The sequence below is a fragment of the Microbispora sp. NPDC046973 genome, assembly GCF_040644495.1.
In the GTDB taxonomy this organism is placed as follows: domain Bacteria; phylum Actinomycetota; class Actinomycetes; order Streptosporangiales; family Streptosporangiaceae; genus Microbispora.
Window position 1 is genome coordinate 19,723 of sequence record NZ_JBEYWQ010000037.1, and the last position, 20,683, is coordinate 40,405.

A 20,683-nucleotide genomic window follows, 5' to 3' on the forward strand; every position below is an offset into this window, starting at 1 on the left:
GGGAAATCGATTCTTCGGATCTCGTCGATCCATGTGGTGGATAGTGGGAGCGCCGTGAACCTCGAGAGGCTCGACCTCAACCTCCTGGTCGCCCTGTGTGCCCTGCTGGAGGAGCGCAACGTGACCCGGGCGGGCGCGCGGATCGGGCTGAGCCAGCCCGCGACGAGCGCCGCCCTGGCCAGGCTCCGCCGCCACTTCGGCGACGCGCTGCTGGTCAGGCAGGGCAACCGCTACGAGCTGACGCCCCTCGGCACCGCCCTGCGCGCTCCCGCCGCGAACGCCTACGCGATGCTGGAACGGCTGTTCACCAGCCGCGCGGACTTCCACCCGGCGACCGAGCGGCACGAGTTCACCCTGCTGTCGTCCGACTACGCGATCGCCGTCTTCGGCGCCGAACTCGCCCGCGTCCTGCACGCCGAGGCGCCCGGGGTGCGGCTGCACTTCCTCCCGGCGTCGCCCGGCACCGTGGAGAACGCCGACTCCGAACTCGGCGGGGTGGACGGAATGCTGATGCCGCACGGCGTGATCAGCGACTTCCCGGCGGTGGAGCTGTACCGCGACGAGTGGGTCTGCCTGGTCTCCGCCGACAACCCCGAGGTGGGGGAGCGGCTCACGATGGACGACCTGGCCCATCTGCCGTGGGTGGTCTACCAGCGGCCGTTCGACGCCCCGGTGGCCCGCCAGATGTCCATGCTCGGGCTGGAACCCCACGTGGACGTGTCGGTGCACAGCTTCCAGCTCCTGCCGAGCCTGGTGGCGGGCACCCGCAGGATCGCGCTGATCCAGCGGCGCCTGGCCGGCCTGCTTCGGGGCCTCGCCCCGGTCCGCACGCTGCCCTGCCCGTTCCCGGCCGTGCCGCTGCAGGAGGCCCTGTGGTGGCACCCCGTCCACACGCACGACGCCGCCCACATCTGGCTGCGCGAGACCGCCGCCCGCGTGGGCGCCGGCCTGCCCGCGCTGCCCGGCCATCCACCGGGTGGATGACGACCATCGGCACTTTCCGTCTTCCGCGTACCGCGCCGGATGTCTGACAGTGATGCCTGCCACATCCCCGCGACATCCAGCGAGGCCCCGTATGTCCCCATCGGTCTCCGCCGCGCGGGCGGGTCTGCCCCAGCTCATCGTGCTCCTCGCCGGGAGCTGCATGCCCGTGCTCGGGGCCGTCCTGCTCTCCCCGGTCCTGCCCCGCATGAGCGAGCACTTCGCCGCCACCCCGGGCGTCGCCGTCCTGGTCCCGGTCGTCCTGACCGTTCCCGCGCTGTTCGTGGCGCTGGGGGCGCCCTTCGCCGGCGCCGTCGCCGACCGGTTCGACCGCAAACGGCTGCTGATCGTCACCATGGTCGCCTACTCGGCCTTCGGCACCGCGCCGCTCTACCTCGACTCGCTCCAGGCCATCCTGGTCAGCCGGGTGCTCGTCGGCGTGTGCGAGGCGGCCATCATGACCTGCTGCACCACCCTGATCGCCGACTACTGGTCCGGGCCGCGCCGCGCCCGTTACCTCGGCATGCAGACCCTCGCCACCACCGTCGCCGCGACCGTCTTCTTCGCGCTCGGCGGCCTGCTCGGCGCCGGCGGCTGGCGTACGCCCTTCTGGATGTACGCCGCCGCCGCGCTCATCGCGATCCCCATGGCGTTCCTGCTGCGGCAGCCCGCTGTCTCCCGCCACGAGGACCGGCAGCCCTGGCCCTGGCGGGCCCTCGCCGTGCCCTCCCTGGTGACGGTCGGCGGAGGCGTCGTCTTCTACACGCTGATCGTGCAGCTGCCGTACGTGCTGGACGGGGCGGGGGTCGCCGACACCGCCGTCATCGGCACCGTCTCCGCGGTGATGTCCCTGGCGACCGCGGCCGGGGCAGGCCTGTTCGCCAGGGCGGCGGGCCGCGGCGCGCGGGCGCTGCTCGTCGCCGAGTTCGCGCTGTCCGGGCTCGGCCTGCTGCTGGTCTTCGCCACCGGCTCCGTGCCCATGATCGTCGCGGGTGCCGTGCTCACCGGCTTCGCCACCGGGCTGCTGCTGCCGACCCTGCTCACCTGGGCGGTCGGCGGGCTGCCGTTCTCGCGGCGGGGCCGCGGCACCGGGCTGTGGACCGCCGCGTTGTTCCTCGGCGAGTTCCTGTCCCCGTTGCTCGTCGGGGGCCTGACCGCGGTGACCGGCGGGCTCGGCACGTCCCTCGCGGTGATCGGCGTCGCGTCGCTGGCGCTGGCCGCTCTGGTCGCCACCGTCCTGACCGTTTCGGCGTCACCACTCGACGCCGCCGCGCCGTAGCGCCGGCAGGCCGCAGGGCGTCCGGGTCACCGCTGGGGCCAGAACGGGTCCCGGCCGATGAAACCCAGCAGTCTGGCCTGGGCATCGGCATCGCCGGGCACCTCGACCCGGGCGCCGAACTGGCCGGAGGAGCGGATGACCTGCTCCATCTGCTCCATCTCGGCGAGGAGCCGAGCGCAGAAGCCGGCGTCCAGCCGGTCGTCCTGGCCGGTGGCCCTGGACAGGTCCCAGGTGTGCATGAACACATCGGCGGTGTAGAACCGGTCGATCGCGGTCGCCAGCGGCAGGCGGCCGATGTGGGGGTTGGCGAGTTCCCGGTGCGCCGTCTCCGGATCGTCGAGCACCGCCTGCACACCGTCGCAGTGAACCTGCCACGCGGCGACCGGGTCCTCGTCCACCGACGGTCCGCAGGGCAGTTCGACGCCGGCGCCGGAGGAGAGAAACCCGGGGAGCCATTCGGTCAGGTGGCGGACGACGTCGCGGGCGGCCCAGCCTTCGACGGGGGAGGGCACGTCCCAGGACCTGGTGCCGCGTACCCGTTCGGTGAACAGTCCGGCGACCTGACGGTGCCGCTCGGCCGGGCGGTCAGACAGCGCCATCGGCGAGCATCCCGTCCAGCTTCGCGTAACCTTCGTCGACACCGACCTCCATGCCGCTGCGCAGCCACGCATCGCGGCTTTCGAAGCTGTCGACCAGCGACTGCGTCCGCAGCCGCGTACGGCCGTCGCCCAGGTCCTCGAACCACAGCGTCTCCAGCGCGACCCCGTCGGGGTCGCCCTCGAACGTGAAGGTCTGCACGATACGGTCCGGCCGTACCTCGTGGAAGCAGCCGTGGAACCCGTACTCCGTGCCGTCGTGCGCGGAGACGTACCGCCAGCTGCCGCCGGTGCGGGCATCCCAGTGCTCGATCCGGGTGACCGTGGCCTCGGGACCCGCCCACCGGGCGAACAGCGCGGGATCGGTGTGGGCGCGGAAGAGCTGCTCGGGCGTCGCCGCGAAGTCACGAGTCGTCCGGATGACCGGCAGCCCCGGATCGGCCTCGATGACTGTCTGCGTGATCCTGTTCATGCTCGTCCCTTCTCATGTCGGCGATGACGGCGTCGAGGCGGCGGTAGCGCTGCTCGACACGGTCCCGATGGCGCTCGATCCAGGTGTCCATCAGGTCCAAGGCCCGGACCTCCAGGCGCACCGGCCGGGGCTGCGGCCCTCGCGGCCGGCTGACGAGCCCGGCGTCCTCGAGCACCCGCAAGTGCTTGTAGACGGCCTGCAGCGTCATCCGGTACGGCTCGGCCAGCCGGCTCACGGTCGCGTCGCCCTCCGCGAGCCGGGCGATCATGTCGCGCCGGGTCGGATCGGCGAGGGCGGCGAAGATTCGAGACAGCGCGTCCATGGTTTCCGCCCTCCCTCGGTTTCAACCCAATGGTTGAAAGGATCGTAGACCGTGGAGACCCGTCCGACAACCATGTGGTTGAAAGCGCTGCTCCTGCCTCTCTGCGCCAGCCGACCGGCCCGGTGTCGCCGAGGGGCCTCGCGCGGTTCAATGCGATCGAGCGCGATGTCCGCATCGGTTCGGGAGGGCATGTGCCGGTGTTCGCGTGCGCGGGTTGCGGAGCGCTGCTGACCTCGCCCGTAGTGCGGGTCGCGCTTCCCGTCCATGCCCACCAGCGGTCCGGCCATGACCTGCTTCCCGATCTCATGAAACCGGGACGTACGCCGTGGACCCGGAGCCTTCCGGACCACCCTGGCGCTGTATCCGCCGGCCCCGTCGCCGACGTGTTCCGTCCGGCGCTCGACGTCCTGCTTCCGCCTGGGCCGGCGATGAGGAGCCAGTCACTGGCGGGGCCGGGCCTACCCCGACCTCGGACATCGCCCTGGTTCCGCGGCATCCGCAGACCGGCGAGACGTGGCCGTGCGGTGCGGGGGCAGCGGTGTCGCTGACCGCGGCGGTGTGGACGTACCGGAGGTGCGCGAGCCGTGGCTGCGCGCGATCCACGACCGTGTGAGGGGCTGCCGGTACCGCGACCCCTTCCTGCGATGCCTTGACGCCGTCGGGGTCAGAAGCGGAACGCCTCCACGAAGCGGTGGAGAAGCGCGGGGTCGCCGTGCACGCGCACGCTGCCGTCGGCGAGCGCTTCGCCGGGGGTCCTGGCACCGGTCATCAGCGCGTGGATCCCCTGGTCGGCCACTCTCTCGACGACGAGGTCCGGGGCGGGATGCGGGCCGATGCCGACCGTCAGGGCCCCATCGGTGATCTGCAGGCGGAGGGTGAAGTCGCCCATGCGGACCTCGTAGCCGACGGTGGTCCCTCGGGCCGCTTCCGGGCGGTAGGTGGTGCGGAAGGCCATGGCCACCGATTCGGGGGTGACGACCTCGCCGGCGCGGGGCTCGGTCATCGTTTTGGCGCCCCAGCGGCCCAGCGCGATCAGCGCCGGTTCGAGCTCGCGGCCGTAGTCGGTGAGCTCGTAGACGACCGCGCGCTCGGGGTGCGGCAGCGCGCGGCGCAGGACCAGGCCCGCCTCTTCGAGCTGTTTGAGCCGGGCCGACAGGATGTTGGTCGGGATCGCCCGCAGACCCTTGTGCAGGTCCGTGTAGCGCTGGGGTCCCGACAACAGGTCGCGGACGATCAGCAGGGTCCAGCGTTCGCCGACCATCTCCAACGCGCGGGCCAGGCCGCAGAACTGTCCGTACTCACGAGCCGCCATGCTGCAGATCCTACCGCATACTTCAGTTGACAAAGCATGCTTGTAAAAGACAAGCTTGCAGCTCATTCGGCCGCTTCGGCCGGTTCCCCTGGTGTTACTTGAGGAGTGAACGCATGACTGCGCGGAAGGTCGTCGCCGGGCTGTTCGTGTCGCTGGACGGTGTCGTGGAGGCGCCCGAGACCTGGCACTTCCCCTACCTGAGCGAGGAGATGGGCGTTGCGGTCGGCCAGACGTACGCCGAGGCCGACACCCTGCTGATGCCCCTGGAGCTCGCCCGGTCCGTTGCCTTCACCACCGGCGTGCTCGACCTGACCTACCGGCCCGCCTGACCGACCCCACTGAACAGGAACGGAGGACACCGATGAACGACGTCGAGACCGGGACGCTGCACGTTCCCGGCGCACGCCTGCACTACGAGGTGCGGGGAACGGGACCGCTGCTGCTGATGATCCCCGGCGCGCCCGCGGACGCCGGGGCGCTGGCCGGGCTCGCCGCGAGCCTGTCCGACCGCTACACCGTCGTCACCTACGACCAGCGCGGCCTGTCCCGCAGCACCCTGACGGGCCCGCCCTCCGAACAGGACGTCGGGGTCTTCAGTGCGGACGCCTGCCGCCTGCTGGCCGCCTTGGGCGGCGAGCCGGCCTACGTGCTGGGCAGCAGCGGCGGTGCGCTCACCGCCCTGGACCTGGCGGTTCGCCACCCCGAACGGGTGCGCGCCCTGGTCGTGCACGAGCCGCCGATCCCCGAACTGCTGCCCGGCCGCGAGCACTGGCGGGCGGCGTTCCAGGACGTGTACGACACCTACCGAGACCAGGGCGCGGGCGCGGCCATGGGCAAGTTCGTCGCCACCGTCGACGGGAGGAACAGCGCGCCTCCCGCGATGCCCGATCCTTCCCTGATGCCGCCCGAGGCCCTGGAGATGATGGGCCGTATCCAGGGCAACCTCGACTACTTCCTGGCCCACGTGCTGCTGCCCGTGCTGCGCTTCGAGCCCGACCTCGCCGCGCTGCGCTCCGGTCCCGTGCCGGTCGCCGTCGGCGTCGGCGCGGAGTCGGGCGACGGCGTGCCCGCTCTGTCCGCCCGGGCGCTGGCCGAACGGCTCGGCGTCGAGCCGCTCGTCTTTCCCGGCGACCACCAGGGCCTGGCGCTCGACGTCGCCGCCTGCGCCGATATCATCCACGCGGCCCTCGCCCGGCCGCGCTGACCAGGGCGGGCGCAGGGCCCGGCCGTACGATTTCGATGATGGGACCTGATCGACGATGAACCGGCACGACAAATCGTTCACCGGCACCCCGCGGGTGGTGCGGGCGGCGGCCCTGGCCGACGCCGACCTCGATCCGGACCCGCTCGACCCCGCGCAGGTCGTGTCCGGAACCCCTGAGGTCCGTCATCTGGAACTGGCGTCGGGTGCGGACCTGGCGGTCGGCGTCTGGCAGCACGGGCCGGGAGTGAGCACCGACACCGAGGCGGACGAGGTCTTCGTCGTGCTTCGCGGCAGCGCGACGATCGAGGTCGAGAACGGCCCGGTGCTCGACGTCGGCCCGGGCGACGTCGTCCTGATGCCCGGGGGCGCGCGCACGGTGTGGACGGTGCACGAGACGCTCCGCAAGGTGTACGCCGTGCGGCCCTGACCACCTCACCAGGTTCGCGGCGGCCCCGGCCGTGTGCCCGGGGCCGCCGCGCGCCGGTCAGCGAGTCTCGGTGAGGTCGCGCACGCGGACGTCGCGGAACGCGACGACCGAGGCGCCGTCGTGGTTCTGTAGCCCGACGTAGCCGCGCTCGAACTGCCGGCCGCTCGTGCCGGGATCCGCCGGACGCCCGGGGAACGGTATGCCGGGGACGTTGTCGAACTCGTTGATCACCTCGCCGTTGCGGATCACCGTGTAGTGCTGTCCGACCACCCGGATCTCCAGGTCGTTCCACACGCCCTTGGCGGTCGGACGGGCGTGGGCGAGGTCGAGGTCGGCGAACCCGTACACCGATCCCGTCTTGCGCGGGTCGTCACCGCCGCCTTCCGGGGTGTCGTTGATCTGGATCTCGTGGCCGCAGTTGACCGCGACCCAGGCCGGGTCGCTCGTCTTGCACTCGGGGTTGGCCGCGGGGTCCACGCCGGGGAAGCGGACGAACACGCCGCTGTTGGAGCGGGCGTCCCCGGCCCGCTCGTCCCGGAACTTCAGGCGCAGCGAGAAGTCGCCGAACCGCTCCGCCGTGTACCAGAGCATGCCGAGGCCGCCCCCGGCGGGCGAGTTCACGGTCACCACGGAGCCGTCGTCGCGCAGGGCGAAGCCCCGGCCGCCGACGTACCCCCATTTCTCGAAGGACGCCCGCGTCCCGTCGAAGATCGTCCGGTATGGGCTCGGGCCGTTCGGCCGCCCGATGCCGGACCGGGCCGCGGTCTTCATGAGCGTCGCCCGCTCCTGGGCACTGAGCACCCCGGAGCCGGTGAGAGCCCGTGTGACCTCGCCGACATGGGTGACGAACGCGCCGTGGTCGCTCCACGCCTTCTCGTCGTCGACGAGGTCGTTGACGGTGCAGCCTCCCGCGGCGGTCCTGTTCGGGACACCGCTGTCGGCGTCCAGGAACCGGACCGTGGGCCTGGAGTCGGGAGCGGCGCACGACGCCTGCTCGGCGGTCGCCGGCGGAGCCGCCACACTCGTCGCGACGGCCGCGGTGGCGAGCAGGCTCCCGGCGAGCGCCGCCGTTCTTCCCTGTGTACGCATGTCGGGGTTCCTCCCTGTGGCTGGACGGCGGATCGCGGGCCGTCGCGGCCCGCGTGACTTCGGCGGGAGCCGGGGCGGACCGCCCCGCCGGCGCTCACACCAGCGGGGACGGGCCCGCCCCGGCCGCCTGCTGTCACCCGGCCGGCTTCAGCACCACCTCGTCACTGCCGGACAGCGCCGGCAGCCCGTCGGCGCCCGGGTCGGTGTACGTGGCGGCGAAGACACCGGACAGATTGTCGTTCGCCGGGTCGTGTCCGGAGGGCACCGTGGTCGTGATGCTGCCGGTGCATCCGCTCGCGGTCGTCTGCGGGTGCCCGTGCTGGTCGTGCCCGAGGATGTAGGTCACCTGAACGCGGGAGCAGTCCACCGGCTGGTCGTCGGTCACCTTGACCTCGAACTGCACGACGTCGCCGAAGTGGAACGGCTGCCCCTCGACCGGCTTGACGAACTCGACGACCGGCGCCTGGTTCCCGACCACGACCTCGACCTCGGCCGTGGCCGAGCGCCCGCGCTGGGGGCCGCCCACGTCGGTCACCTTCAGCGTCGCGCGGTAGACGCCGTTCTCCTCGTAGGTGAAGGTCGGGTTGGCCTCGCGCGAGTCCACCTTGCCGTCGGCGTCGAAGTCCCAGGCGTACTGGAGCCGGTCGCCGTCGGCGTCCGCGGTGCCCTCGCTGGAGAACGCGACGGTGAGCGGCGCCTTGCCGTTGGTCTTGTCCGCCGACGCCTTCGGGGTCGGCGAGTGGTTGCCGTTCTCCCCGATGTAGTCGATGCGGGCCAGTTGCGCGTCCGGGTTCTGCGAGAAGTAGCCGTCGCCGTACTCCAGGACGTAGAGCGCGCCGTCCGGGCCGAACTCCATGTCCATGGCGTTGTCGAAGGTGAACGACGGCAGGACGGACTCGATCTTCGCGAGCTTGCCGTCCGCGGCCAGACGCATGCCCTTCACCCAGTCACGCGACCACTCGTAGAGCAGCGGCACTCCGTCGTAGTACTCCGGCCAGGCCACCGGGCTGCGGCCCTGCGCCGCCTTCTTGTCGTAGTGGTAGACGGGACCGCCCATCGGGGAGATGCCGCCCGTGCCGAGCTCGGGAAACTCGGCGGACGCCCCGTAGGTGTACCACACGTCCGGCTGCGCGACCGGGGGAAGCTCGCGCAGGCCGGTGTTGTGCGGGGAGTCGTTCACCGGGGCCGCGCAGTCGAAGAGCGCGCCGGACTTGCCGGTGGCGAAGTCGTAGTCGACGTAGGGGAGCTTGGCGGTCGCGCAGTACGGCCAGCCGTAGTTGGACGGCTTGCGGATGACCGTCCACTTGCCGGTGCCGGCCGGGCCGCGGCTCGGGTTGGCGCGGTTCGCGTCAGGCGAGTAGTCGCCGACGTAGAGGTCGCCGTTCTCCTTGTTGATCTCGATGCGGAAGGGGTTGCGCAGTCCCATCGCATAGATCTCGGGCCGGGTCTTCGCGGTGCCCGGCTTGAACAGGTTGCCCTCGGGGATCGTGTAGCCGCCGCCGTCCTTGGGCTTGACGCGCAGGATCTTGCCGCGCAGGTCGTTGGTGTTGCCGGCGCTGCGCTGCGCGTCGTACGCCGGGTTGCGGCCCGGCCGCTCGTCGATGGGGGTGTAGCCGTCGGACGCGAAGGGGTTGGTGTCGTCGCCCGTGGACAGGTAGAGGTTGCCCTCGGCGTCGAAGACGATGTCGCCGCCGACGTGGCAGCAGATGCCCCGGTCGACCGGGACGTCGAGGATTTTCTGCTCGCTCGCCAGGTCGATCTGGCCCTTCGTGAACTCGAAGCGGGAGAGCCGGATCAGGCCCTTGAAGCGCTCCCAGTCCGCCGCGGTGCCCTGGTTGGGGGCGTCGCCCTCGTTGACGTCGGGCGTCTTCGGGTCGTCGACGGGGGTGTTCAGCGGGGGTGAGTAGTAGAGGTAGACCCAGTTGTTGCCCTTGCCGAAGTTCGGGTCGAGCGCGATGCTCTGCAGGCCCTCCTCGTCGTGCTGGTACACGTTGATGGTGCCGGCCTTCGTGTTGAGGCCGGTCGCCGGGTCGTGCATCCAGATCGTTCCGGCGCGGGTGGTGTGCAGAACCCGGCCGTCGGGCAGGACGGCGAGGTCCATGGGCTCGCCGGGGGTGTCGTTGAGAGTCACCTTCTGGAAGGCGGATTCCGGGGGCGCCGGGCTCTCCTGCGCCGCCGCGATCGACGGCGTGGTCAGGAGGCCCGTCATGACGGCGGCTGCTGCCGCCGCCATCAGCCTGGTCCTCGTGGAGGTACCGTTCACGTGATGCTTCTCCTTGGCCGGAGGGCGTCAGATGGGAGGCCGGGCCGCCACCCGTGCCGCGGCAACGGCGGGGAAGCGTGGCGGTCCGGCCGCTCGTTGAGGGGAAGACGCGCCCACGCCGAAGCCGGCGAGGGCAGGGCCACGGAGGCCGCACTCGGAAGTGGTCGCCAGGGCGGCCGCACGCATCGTCCCCTTCGTGAGGACGCGTGCGCCGAACGCGTCGTGATCGAACACTGAGTCGAACACTGAATCGAACGCTGCCTGGCTCGGTCGGCGTGCCACCGTCGTCGAGCGCGAGACGCCCACATTGTTACGGCCGTGCAACGGCACGGTCAATACCGCGCTTTGACTTTCGCGGCTGACCGCTCGGTCAGGTGCCGGCGGGCGACCGGACCGGCGTTATGAGCACTGAAAAACCTACTTTCGTTGACATTGGGGATAAGTTCGATCTAGCGTCGCAAAACATGCGGTCGATACGACAGAAGTCCTACCGGAGGTTGATCGACTCGCCACGTTAGGTAGTCAAGGCTTGGCGCGTCGCCTGGGGGCGTACGCCCGGTCGCCCGCTCCCGTCGCGCCGAGACGGCGAGCGGGCGAGTGCCACCCGGGCGGCGGACCCGGGCGACGCGCCCATTCCTGCCGCCTCCGGGCGCGCCGTCAGTCCCCGGGCGGGAAGGGGACGTGGACGCGGCCCTCGGTGTGCATGAGCTCGAACGTCCTGCGGATCGACGCGGCGTCGTTGAGATGCGGGAACGGGGCGTCCGGGGGAGCGGCGACCCCGAGGAAGGCGCACAGCGGTCCCCAGCCCTCGCGCACGTCGAAGACCAGGAGCCGCTCGGCGGGAACGGCGGCCAGCACCGCGGCGACATGCCGGTGGTAGGCCGCGACGGCCCGCTCCTCGTCCGGGGGGTGACCGGGCCGCCAGTCCTCGCCGAAGACCGACCCGCTGATCCGCTCGAAGAGCGGCCGGAGGCTCGTCATCGCCGCGACGACGGGACGGATGGCCTCGGGCGCCTCGTCCTCCCGCATCGGCTCGCGCGGGCTGAGCGAGCCCAGCATGCGGAAACTGCCATACCAGCTGTGGGGGTCGCGGACCGTGAGGACGACCTTGGCGTCCGGATAGGCCCGTGCCAGCTCCCGCCAGAAGAAGCTGGCGGGCCAGTCCACACAGGACCGGAAGCCCTCGAAGATCCGTTCCCAGTCGGCCGCCCCGCCCGAGCAGATCGGCAGCCATCGTTCGGCGAGCTCCGGGCGGAGCAGGACCTCGAAGGTGTGGTAGCAGGGCCCGAAGCCGAGCCGTTCCAGGGCCGCCTTCGTCGACGTCGTACCGGTGCGCGGGAGTCCCGCGCCGATGACCTCCAGCATGTCCAGGCTCCCGTCGTCGCCCCCGCCGGCTGACGCCGTAGACCATGCCCGCCCGCCGGGCGTTCTCACGACGTGCCCACGCTCCCCACGGCATGCCGCCTCCACGCTCTGAAATAATTCGGCGTCTTCATGAAACTTTCCAAGCGCCGCAGGCCTCCGGCTGAGGCGGAACGCCTCTGACGTCCGCCTCTTCGTCGTCGCGGAAAACGGGATGATCTGCCGCTTGAGCCGTCAGAAAGTTTTAGGCACGCTGCGGAAACATTCACGTCGCCGGATCCGGTGAGGGCGTGGCATCCGCGATCCGCGAGCAGTGCGGGGAGCCCGGGCGCCACGGCCACACGTCCCGGTCGGCGCAACCGGAGGAAGGACAGCTCACGTGAGACGACGCATCGCGGCCTTACTGGCCGCAGTGCTGCTGCCCGTGGTCGCGGCGACCACGTTGCTGGTCACCCAACCGGCCGCCGCGGCCTCGCTGACCCGGGTGACCAGCTTCGGCAACAACCCGAGCAACCTGAACATGTACATCTACGTGCCGGACCGGGTGGCCGCCCGGCCCGCGCTGCTGGTCGCCGTCCACTACTGCACGGGCACCGCGTCGGCGCTGTTCAGCGGATACTTCCGCGACTACGTGACCGCGGCCGACCAGTACGGGTTCATCATCGTGTTCCCCGAGGCCACGCGCAGCGGGCAGTGCTTCGACGTGTACTCGCCCCAGGCGCTGAAGCGGGGCGGCGGCAGCGACCCGGTCGGCATCATGTCGATGGTCGACTACGCCAAGTCGCGCTACAACGTGGACCCCGGCCGCGTCTACGTCAGCGGCGTCTCCTCCGGCGCGATGATGACCAACGTGCTGGCGGCCGAGTATCCGGACGTCTTCAAGGCGGGCTCGGCGTTCATGGGCGTTCCGGCGGGCTGCTTCGCCACCACCGACGGCTCCACCTGGAACAGCCAGTGCTCCGGCGGGCAGAGCATCAAGACCGCCCAGCAGTGGGGGGACCTGGCCCGTTCGATGTACTCCGGCTACGGCGGCTCGTACCCGCGCATGCAGTTGTGGCACGGCACCACCGACACGACGCTGAACTACAACAACTTCGGCGAAGAGATCAAGCAGTGGACCAACCTCAACGGCGTCAGCCAGACGCCCGTGTCCACCGACAGCCCCTCGTCGGGGTGGACCCGCACCCGATACGGCAACAGCGGCACCCAGCCGCCGGTCGAGGGCGTCAGCGTCTCCGGTCAGGGGCACTCGCTGCCCCTCAACGGCATGATCGCCTACGCGATCGACTTCCTCGGACTCAACAGCACCACGCCGAGCTCTCCCTCGCCCACGCCGTCCCCCACGCCGTCCCCTACGCCACCGAACAGCCCGTCTCCGAGCCCGTCTGCGAGCCCGTCTGCGAGCCCGTCGTCCGGCCCGAGCGGCGGTCCGCCGGCCACGACCCTCGGCGCGGCCGCCGCCCGCAGCGGCCGGTATTTCGGTACGGCGATCAGCGCGAGCAAGCTGGGCGACTCGGCCTACACGACGATCGCGAACCGTGAGTTCAACATGATCACGGCCGAGAACGAAATGAAGATCGACGCCACCGAGCCCAACCAGAACCAGTTCACCTTCACCAACGCCGACCGGATCTACAACTGGGCGGTGCAGAACGGCAAGCGGGTGCGCGGCCACACGCTGGCCTGGCACCAGCAGCAGCCGGGCTGGATGCAGTCGCTGTCGGGCAGCGCCCTGCGCCAGGCGATGATCAACCACATCAACGGCGTCATGTCCCACTACAAGGGCAAGATCTACGCCTGGGACGTGGTCAACGAGGCCTTCGACGACAACACCGGCGGCCGCCGCGACTCCAACCTCCAGCGGACCGGCAACGACTGGATCGAGGTCGCCTTCCGCACCGCCCGCGCCGCCGACCCCGACGCCAAGCTCTGCTACAACGACTACAACACCGACAACTGGACCTGGGCCAAGACCCAGGGCGTCTACAACATGGTCAAGGACTTCAAGGCCCGCGGCGTGCCCATCGACTGCGTCGGCTTCCAGTCCCACTTCAACAGCGGCAGCCCCTACCCGAGCAACTACCGGACGACCCTGCAGAACTTCGCCGCCCTCGGCGTCGACGTGCAGATCACCGAGCTGGACATCCAGGGCGCCTCCGCGACCACCTACGCCAACGTCGTCAACGACTGCCTGGCCGTCCCCCGCTGCAACGGCATCACCGTCTGGGGCGTCCGCGACAGCGACTCCTGGCGCTCCGGCGACACCCCCCTGCTGTTCGACGGCAACGGCAACAAGAAACCCGCCTACACCTCGGTGCTGAACGCCCTCAACGCCGCCGTGCCCGGCACCTCACCCAGCCCGACCCCGCCGGTGAGCCCGAGCCCCACACCGCCGGTCAGCCCGAGCCCGACTCCGCCGGTCAGCCCCTCGCCGGGGGACTCGCCGCAGCCGGGCGGGTGCGGCGCGACGATGCGCACGGTCAACTCCTGGCCCGGCGGCTTCCAGTCCGAGGTCACGGTCCGCGCCGGCGGCTCGGCGGTCAACGGCTGGACGGTGAACTGGAGCTGGTCCGGATCGCAGTCCATCACCCAGCTGTGGGGCGGCGTCAAGTCCGGCTCCGGCGCCTCGGTCTCGGTGCGCAACGAGTCGTGGAACGGCACGCTGTCCGCCAACGGCACCACCACCTTCGGTTTCACCGCCAACGGCAGCGCCGACACGCCGACGCTGACGTGCAGTGCCTCCTGACCGGTGACACCGCGATGACGCGCTCCTGACCAGGAGGAGCGCCAGGGGCACCCCCGCCACCCGCGGGGGTGCCCCGTGCGTGTGGCGGGGAGGCCATGCGGACGTGGCGGGGAGTCAGTGCGCGAAGCCGCCGGGCCTGCCGTTCCTGTCGGCGATCAGGCCGGCGAGCGTGGCCACCGCGATCTCCGCGGGCGTACGGGAACCGATGTTGAGCCCGATCGGGCGGTGTACGCGGGCGATCTCCTCGGGCGGGACACCCAGCTCGGTCAGCGCCCGCACGTGCGGGCCAGGGTGACGGGGACTGCCCATCACGCCGATCCAGCGCGCGGGGCCGCCGAGAACGTCACGCAGGATCGGCCCGATCTCCGCGCGGTGGTGGTCGGTGACGACCACGTCGGCCGTGCCGTCCAGATGGTCGCCCACCTCCCTGACCACCGGGACCGAGCCGGACGGGAGGCCGCCGAGCCCGCGCTCCGGATCCGGCTCCAGCAGGATCGGCCGGAAGCCCAGCTCCGCGCCGAACCGCAGCAGGTGATCGGCCACCGGAGAGGCGAACACCGCGACCAGCGTCCGGCTCGCCTCCTCCGAGCGCACTTCGCCGTGGGCGGCCGCGCACGCGGGGTCCTGGTCATGGCTGTGGCTCATGTCCGCAGTTTCTCAGCCACGCGGCCCGGGGGACGACCCCCGGGTCCCGCCGGGGTGCGAAGGCGCGGGGAGGATCGGGCTGTGAACACGATGCTTCCGGTGACCCCGATGCTCGGCGTCGTGATGACGCTGCTCGCGCTGGCGGGGGCCGCCGTCGCCGCCCTGGGCCGGTCCGGGCACGCGGCGGCCATCCTGACGGCCGCGGGGCGGGCCGCCGTCCAGCTCGCCCTGGTGTCCCTCGTCATCGGGTGGGCGATCGGGCTGCTGCCCGCCGTGGTGGTGTTCCTGCTCGTCATGTACGGCGTGGCGAGCGGCACCGCCGGCCGGCGGATCACGCGGGGGCGGGCCGGCTGGTGGGCCGCCGTGCCGATCGCGGCGGGCACGGCGCCGGTGGTGGTCCTGATGCTGGTCACGGGCGTCCTGCCGGCGCGCGGGATCACGCTGATCCCGGTGACCGGCATCCTGCTGGGCGGCTGCCTCACCGCCACGGCGCTGGCCGGCCGCCGCGCGCTCGACGAGCTGCGGCAGCGGCGCGGGGAGGTCGAGGCCGCGCTCGCGCTGGGGTTGTCCCCTCGGGACGCGGCTCTGGAGATCTGCCGCCCGGCCGCCGCGCGGGCGCTCGTGCCCGCGTTGGACCAGACGCGCACGGTGGGCCTGGTCACGCTGCCCGGCGCGTTCGTCGGCATGATGCTGGCCGGCTCCGACCCCGTGCATGCGGGGGCCGTGCAGCTCGCGGTCCTCGTCGCCCTGCTGGCCGCCGAGTCGGCGGCCGTCGTGGTCACGATCGAGCTCGCCGCCCGCGGGCGTTTCACCCCCTGAACGACGCCGCCCGATCGGACGCTATTGCCTTTCGTCCACAAGTGGTCAAGACTGAGCGAACTCGATCAGATTCGGTCGCGCTGTCCCCTGGCGGGCGACCGAAGCTGAGCGATTTCGCCTGCCGTCACCCCCCCTGAGACCCCCGAGAACGCCCGAGGTGACCATGAGACACGCCGTCGCGGTGCTCGCGACGCTCGCGGCGCTGGCCGCGCCGACCGCCCTCATCCCCGCCCCGGCCGAGGCCGCCCACGCCCAGGCGCCGCCCGCGGCGTACCCGGAGGTCGGCAGGGGCACCGCCTTCCTCGACCACGACGCGCTCGTGTCGGGCTATGCCGAGCCGGAGTGGTACAAGGCCAACATCCCGTTCCTGGAGGTGCCGGACCGGGAGATCCAGGACGTCTACTACTACCGCTGGAGCACCTACAAGCGGCACATCCGCTACACCGACTCCGCGACCGGCGACATCGTCACCGAGTTCCACAACCCGCCCGGATACTCCGCCCCGCTCGGCGGCATCGTCGCCGCCGCGGGTCACCACGTGTACGAGGGGCGCTGGCTGCGCGACACCCGCCCGATCGACGACTACCTCACCTACTGGCTGCAGGGACCCGGGGCCGGTCCCAAGCCGAAGGAGGACTACGTCAACAAGGACACCGACGACTGGGCGCACCAGTACTCCTGGTGGGCGGCCGACGCCGCCTACCAGCGCTATCTGGTCACCGGTGACGCGTCCTTCGTCGAGGGGCTGCTGCCCGACCTGGTCCGGCAGTACGACAAGTGGGGCGGCCAGTACGACAAGGCACTGGGGCTCTACTGGTCGGTGCCGGTGTGGGACGCGATGGAGTACACCGCCTCCTCCTACGAGACCGACCCGGCCGATCCCTACCACGGCGGCGCGGGTTACCGGCCGACGCTGAACGCTTACCAGTACGGCGACGCCAAGGCGATCGCCGCCATCGCGGACATGCGCGGCGACAATGCCCTGGCCAGGAAGTTCGAGGAGCGGGCGGCGTCGCTGCGGGATGCGCTGCACCGTTACCTGTGGGACCCGCAGCGCTCCTTCTTCTACCACAAGGCCCGCGCCGACCTGGACCCCCGGCAGCGGCTGGTGTCCACGCGGGAGCAGATCGGGTTCGTCCCGTGGGCGTTCGACATGGCCGAGCCCGGCACGGAGAAGGCGTGGGCGCAGCTGCTCGACCCGCAGGGGTTCGCCGCGCCGTACGGGCCGACCACCGCCGAGCGGCGCAGCCCGCTGTTCATGCGCGACGCGCTGAGCGGCTGCTGCCGCTGGGACGGGCCGAGCTGGCCCTACTCCACCTCGACGACGCTCACCGCGATGGCCAACCTGCTCGACGACTACGACCAGGACGTGGTCACCGCCGCCGACTACTACGCGGTGCTGCGCGGCTACGCGCTCACCCAGTACAAGGACGGGCACCCGTACGTCGCCGAGGCGCACCACCCGGACGAGCCGCGCTGGATCTACGACTCCCGGGGGCACAGCGAGCACTACAACCACTCGACCTTCAACGACCTGGTGATCAGCGGCCTGATCGGGCTGCGCCCGCAGCCGGACGGCACGGTCGTGCTGAACCCGCTCGTCCCGGCCGGGTGGGACTACTTCGCGCTGGAGAACGTGCCCTACCACGGCCACAACGTGACGGTCCTGTGGGACCGCGACGGCAGCAGGTACGGCCAGGGGGCGGGCATGCGCGTCTACGTGGACGGCAGGCCCGCAGCCCGCCGGGCCACGGTCGGCGAGCTGACCGCCCGGGTGCCGGCCGCCGTGGCACCCGACCGGTCGTCGCGGCCGGTCGACGACGCCGCCAACCCGTACGGCACCGGCTACCCCAAGCCGTTCGCGTCGTACACCAACGGCATCGACAACGTGTGGGACGCCGTGGACGGGCGGATCTTCTACGACGACATCCCGCACAACCGGTGGACCAACTACCGCTCCCCGAACGCCGAGGACCATCTCGGCGTGGACTTCGGCGTGCCGACCCGGGTGAGCGACGTGCGGTTCTACGCCTACGACGACGGCGGCGGGGTGAAGGCCCCCGCGTCGTACCGGCTGGAGTTCTGGGACGGCGCGGCGTGGCGCGAGGTGCCGGATCAGACGCGCACGCCAGAACGGCCCGTCGGCGCGGCGCTCAACCGCGTCACGTTCCCGGCCCTGACCACGACCAGGATCCGGCTGGTGTTCGGCAACCCGCCCGGCGCGTATGTCGGCGTGACCGAACTGCAGGCGTGGTCGCCCGCCGCGGGCGACACCTCGGTGGACGTCGCCGTCGCCGGGCAGGCGCGTCCCGGCGTGCCCGCCGAGGTGAGCACCACCTTCGCCAACCGGGGGCGCACACCCGCCACCCGGGTGACGGCGTCGCTGGCCGTGCCGCCCGGCTGGTCGGCCGAGCCGGTCGGCAGCCCGCGGACCCCCGTGGTGCGGCCAGGCGGCGAGTTCACCGTACGCTGGCGGGTCGCGCCGCCCCCCGGAACCGCGCCGCGCCCCGGCGCCCACCCGGTGCGCGCGATCGCCGAGTACGACGGGCCGGCGCGGGCCGTGAGTCCCTACGCCCAGGTGACCGTGGGGCTCGACCCCGACGCCTACGGGAAGGCGGAGGTCGAGGACGACTTCGGCGCCGACACCTCGGCGGGCTACACCCTCTACAAGCCCGAGGGCGGCGAGGCCCTGCCGGCGATCACGGCCGGCGGCGGCCGGTTCGCGGGCAGCGGCACGCAGCCGTTCTTCGGCCTCGCCGCCGGACCCGCGGGGCTCTCGTCGGCCGACGCGATCAGCGTGGTGACGGCAGGGGAGTTCGCCGGCACCGGCAGCCCCGAGGACAGCGTGTTCGTCGGCTGGGTGAAGGACGCCGGGACCTACGTGACCGCCTGGTACAACAACACCCGCAAGCAGTCGGGCATCAACGTGCGGGTCGGCGGCCGGTTCCTCGACACGCCCGGCGACGCCCCGCTGACGCTGAAGCCGGGTGACCGGTTCGCGCTGGCGCTGTCGGGCGACACCATCACCTCCTTCGCCTACACCGGCGGCCAGTGGCGGCCGCTGCGTACGGCGGACATCGGCGGCGCGCTCGCCACCCCGCAGGCCCGCGAGGGCTTCCGCTACGGCTTCGGCCTGCGCGGCACCTCGGGCACGATCACGATCGCCGGCCTGGAGGGCCGCGCTTCCCCGTAGTGCGGGCCGCGGCGAAGGACGCGCGCCGACACCGGCTGACGGCCCCCGTCCCGATGGGATGGGGGCCGTTGCGATGGGCCTCGTCACAACGGGCCCGTCACACGGGCATCCGCACCGCTCCGGTGTCGGCGGACCGCGCCAGCGCCGCGTAGGCGCGCAGGGCCGTGGAGACGTGCCGTTCACGGTCGCGGGGCCGATAGCCGGTGTCCCGTTCCAGCCGGGCACGGCGGGCGGCGAGGTCCGCGTCGGGCACCCGGACGTGGAGGGCGCGCGCGGCGATGTCGACGGTGATCACGTCCCCGTCCTCGACGAGCGCGAGAGGACCGCCCGCCGCGGCCTCGGGTGAGACATGGCCGACCGACAGGCCGGAACTGCCGCCGGAGAAGCGGCCGTCGGTCACCACGGCGCACGTGCCGGCGAGACCGCGTCCCTTGAGGTAGGCGGTGGGGTAGAGCATCTCCTGCATGCCGGGACCGCCGCGCGGGCCCTCGTAGCGGATGACCAGCACGCTGCCCGGGGTCACCCGCCCGGACAGGACGGCTTCCGCGGCTTCCTCCTGCGACTCGGTCACCACCGCACGGCCGGTGAAGAGGCGCATTCCGTCCGGGACACCGGCGGATTTGACCACGGCGCCGTCGGGGGCGAGGTTGCCGCGCAGGACCGCCAGGCCGCCGTCCGGCGAGTAGGCGTGTGCGGTGTCGCGGATGCAGCCGCCCGCGGCGTCCGTGTCCAGGGACTCCCATCGCGCCGACTGGGAGAAGGCGGTGGCGGAGCGGACGCCGCCGGGGGCGGCGTGGAAGAGGCCGAGGGCCTCGGGCGCGGGCGCCGCGCCCCGGACGTCCCAAGTGGCCAGCCATCCGGTGAGCGAGTCGGCGTGGACGGCGTGCACGTTCTCGTGGAGAAGCCCGGCGCGGTGCAGCTCGCCCATGATCGCGGGGACGCCGCCGGCCCGGTGGACGTCCTCCATCAAATAGGGGCTGTTGGGGGCGACCTTGCACAGGCACGGCACGGTGCGCGAGCGGGCCTCGACATCGCGCAGGGTGTAGTCGAGCTCCGCCTCCCGGGCCGCGGCGAGCAGGTGGAGGACGGTGTTGGTGGAGCCCCCCATGGCCAGGTCCAGGGCCATGGCGTTGTCGAAGGCCGCCCGCGAGGCGATGGCCCGGGGCAGCACGGAGGCGTCGTCCTTGCCGTAGTAGCGTGTGGTCAGCTCCATGACCGTACGGCCGGCCTGCTCGTACAGCCTCCGGCGGGCGGTGTGGGTGGCCAGGGTCGAGCCGTTGCCGGGCAGGGCCAGGCCGAGCGCCTCCACCAGGCAGTTCATCGAGTTGGCGGTGAACATGCCCGCACACGAGCCGCAGGTGGGGCACGCCGCTTCCTCGATGCGGGCGATGTCCGCGTCGGACACGGCCGGGTCGACCGCCTCGGACATCGCGGTGACCAGCTCCAGGCGGGTGCGCACCGTGCCGTCGGCCAGCACCGTCCGTCCGCCCTCCATGGGACCGCCGGAGACGAACACGGTCGGGATGTTCAGCCGCAGCGCGGCCATCAGCATGCCCGGCGTGATCTTGTCGCAGTTCGAGACGCACACCAGGGCGTCGGCGCAGTGGGCCTGCACCATGTACTCGACGGAGTCGGCGATCAGTTCCCGGGACGGCAGCGAGTAGAGCATCCCCGCGTGCCCCATCGCGATGCCGTCGTCGACCGCGATGGTGTTGAACTCCCGTGCGATGCCGCCCGCGCCGGCGACGGCCTCGCACACGATGCGGCCCACCGGCTGCAGGTGCGTGTGGCCGGGGACGAACTCGGTGAAGCTGTTGGCCACCGCGACAACCGGTTTGACACCGATGTCCTTGCCCGGCACGCCGGAGGCGCGCATCAGGGCGCGCGCTCCGGCCATGTTCCGTCCGTGCGTGACCGTACGTGATCTCAGCTGTGGCATGCCCCCATGCTCGCGGCGCGCGAGGGCGGGGCGA

Annotated in this window: 17 protein-coding genes; 8 read left to right on the plus strand and 9 right to left on the minus strand. The window is 71.8% G+C overall.

Translation table 11 applies throughout. The annotated features are described in order from the left end of the window. Positions 1–54 precede the first annotated feature (54 nt). Positions 55–984: a LysR family transcriptional regulator gene (locus ABZ860_RS37645; protein WP_357229931.1), complete on the plus strand. Its 930-nt coding sequence runs from the start codon at positions 55–57 to the stop codon at positions 982–984. 91 nt (positions 985–1,075) lie between these two features. Continuing rightward, on the plus strand, positions 1,076–2,260 hold the full coding sequence (locus ABZ860_RS37650) for an MFS transporter (protein WP_357229933.1): 1,185 nt from the start codon (positions 1,076–1,078) through the stop codon (positions 2,258–2,260). A gap of 26 nt (positions 2,261–2,286) precedes the next feature. Here ABZ860_RS37650 and ABZ860_RS37655 read toward each other — a convergent pair whose 3' ends face one another. The 4 genes from ABZ860_RS37655 to ABZ860_RS37670 form a co-directional block, all read right to left on the minus strand. After that, the gene (locus ABZ860_RS37655) at positions 2,287–2,859 is read right to left on the minus strand and encodes a TIGR03086 family metal-binding protein (protein ID WP_357229935.1); all 573 of its coding nucleotides are present in this window, start codon (positions 2,857–2,859) and stop codon (positions 2,287–2,289) included. Then, a complete protein-coding gene (locus ABZ860_RS37660; protein WP_357229937.1) occupies positions 2,846–3,328 on the minus strand; it encodes an SRPBCC family protein in 483 nt (160 codons plus the stop codon). Before ABZ860_RS37660 ends, ABZ860_RS37655 begins: the two co-directional genes overlap by 14 nt. After that, complete coding sequence (locus tag ABZ860_RS37665; RefSeq protein WP_357229938.1) at positions 3,261–3,650, minus strand: metalloregulator ArsR/SmtB family transcription factor; 390 nt, start codon at positions 3,648–3,650, stop codon at positions 3,261–3,263. Before ABZ860_RS37665 ends, ABZ860_RS37660 begins: the two co-directional genes overlap by 68 nt. 664 nt (positions 3,651–4,314) lie before the next feature. Beyond that, complete coding sequence (locus ABZ860_RS37670) at positions 4,315–4,962, minus strand: helix-turn-helix domain-containing protein (protein WP_357229940.1); 648 nt, start codon at positions 4,960–4,962, stop codon at positions 4,315–4,317. A 113-nt stretch (positions 4,963–5,075) separates the two neighbouring features. Here ABZ860_RS37670 and ABZ860_RS37675 point away from each other — a divergent pair, with 113 nt between their 5' ends. Genes ABZ860_RS37675 through ABZ860_RS37685 form a run of 3 tightly spaced genes read left to right on the plus strand, consistent with a single transcriptional unit; the run spans position 5,076 to position 6,593 of the window. Then, positions 5,076–5,291 (plus strand): hypothetical protein, encoded by a 216-nt coding sequence (locus tag ABZ860_RS37675; RefSeq protein WP_357229942.1) that lies wholly within the window; start codon positions 5,076–5,078, stop codon positions 5,289–5,291. A 32-nt stretch (positions 5,292–5,323) separates the two neighbouring features. Next, on the plus strand, positions 5,324–6,166 hold the full coding sequence (locus ABZ860_RS37680) for an alpha/beta hydrolase (RefSeq protein ID WP_357229944.1): 843 nt from the start codon (positions 5,324–5,326) through the stop codon (positions 6,164–6,166). Positions 6,167–6,221: 55 nt separating this feature from the next. Beyond that, positions 6,222–6,593: a cupin domain-containing protein gene (locus tag ABZ860_RS37685; protein ID WP_357229946.1), complete on the plus strand. Its 372-nt coding sequence runs from the start codon at positions 6,222–6,224 to the stop codon at positions 6,591–6,593. A gap of 57 nt (positions 6,594–6,650) precedes the next feature. Here ABZ860_RS37685 and ABZ860_RS37690 read toward each other — a convergent pair whose 3' ends face one another. The 3 genes from ABZ860_RS37690 to ABZ860_RS37700 all read right to left on the minus strand — a co-directional run bounded on the left by ABZ860_RS37690 (position 6,651) and on the right by ABZ860_RS37700 (position 11,310). Beyond that, the gene (locus ABZ860_RS37690) at positions 6,651–7,682 is read right to left on the minus strand and encodes a DUF1080 domain-containing protein (RefSeq protein WP_357229948.1); all 1,032 of its coding nucleotides are present in this window, start codon (positions 7,680–7,682) and stop codon (positions 6,651–6,653) included. Positions 7,683–7,815: 133 nt separating this feature from the next. Beyond that, positions 7,816–9,945, minus strand: coding sequence for a PQQ-dependent sugar dehydrogenase (locus tag ABZ860_RS37695; protein WP_357229950.1), 2,130 nt, complete (start codon positions 9,943–9,945; stop codon positions 7,816–7,818). A 657-nt stretch (positions 9,946–10,602) separates the two neighbouring features. After that, on the minus strand, positions 10,603–11,310 hold the full coding sequence (locus ABZ860_RS37700; protein WP_357229952.1) for a sulfotransferase family protein: 708 nt from the start codon (positions 11,308–11,310) through the stop codon (positions 10,603–10,605). Between the two features lie 376 nt (positions 11,311–11,686). Between ABZ860_RS37700 and ABZ860_RS37705 the strand changes: the two genes are divergently transcribed. Next, positions 11,687–14,053, plus strand: coding sequence for a PHB depolymerase family esterase (locus ABZ860_RS37705; protein ID WP_357229954.1), 2,367 nt, complete (start codon positions 11,687–11,689; stop codon positions 14,051–14,053). 114 nt (positions 14,054–14,167) lie between these two features. On the opposite strand, the gene ABZ860_RS37710 is transcribed toward ABZ860_RS37705, so the two are convergent. Continuing rightward, the gene (locus tag ABZ860_RS37710; RefSeq protein WP_357229956.1) at positions 14,168–14,698 is read right to left on the minus strand and encodes an XdhC family protein; all 531 of its coding nucleotides are present in this window, start codon (positions 14,696–14,698) and stop codon (positions 14,168–14,170) included. A gap of 90 nt (positions 14,699–14,788) precedes the next feature. Here ABZ860_RS37710 and ABZ860_RS37715 point away from each other — a divergent pair, with 90 nt between their 5' ends. Beyond that, positions 14,789–15,517, plus strand: coding sequence for an ABC transporter permease (locus tag ABZ860_RS37715; RefSeq protein ID WP_357230003.1), 729 nt, complete (start codon positions 14,789–14,791; stop codon positions 15,515–15,517). 163 nt (positions 15,518–15,680) lie between these two features. Next, positions 15,681–18,710, plus strand: coding sequence for an NEW3 domain-containing protein (locus ABZ860_RS37720; protein ID WP_357229958.1), 3,030 nt, complete (start codon positions 15,681–15,683; stop codon positions 18,708–18,710). Positions 18,711–18,807: 97 nt separating this feature from the next. On the opposite strand, the gene ilvD is transcribed toward ABZ860_RS37720, so the two are convergent. Next, positions 18,808–20,649 (minus strand): dihydroxy-acid dehydratase, encoded by a 1,842-nt coding sequence (gene ilvD, locus ABZ860_RS37725; protein WP_357229960.1) that lies wholly within the window; start codon positions 20,647–20,649, stop codon positions 18,808–18,810. Between the last annotated feature and the right edge of the window lie 34 nt (positions 20,650–20,683).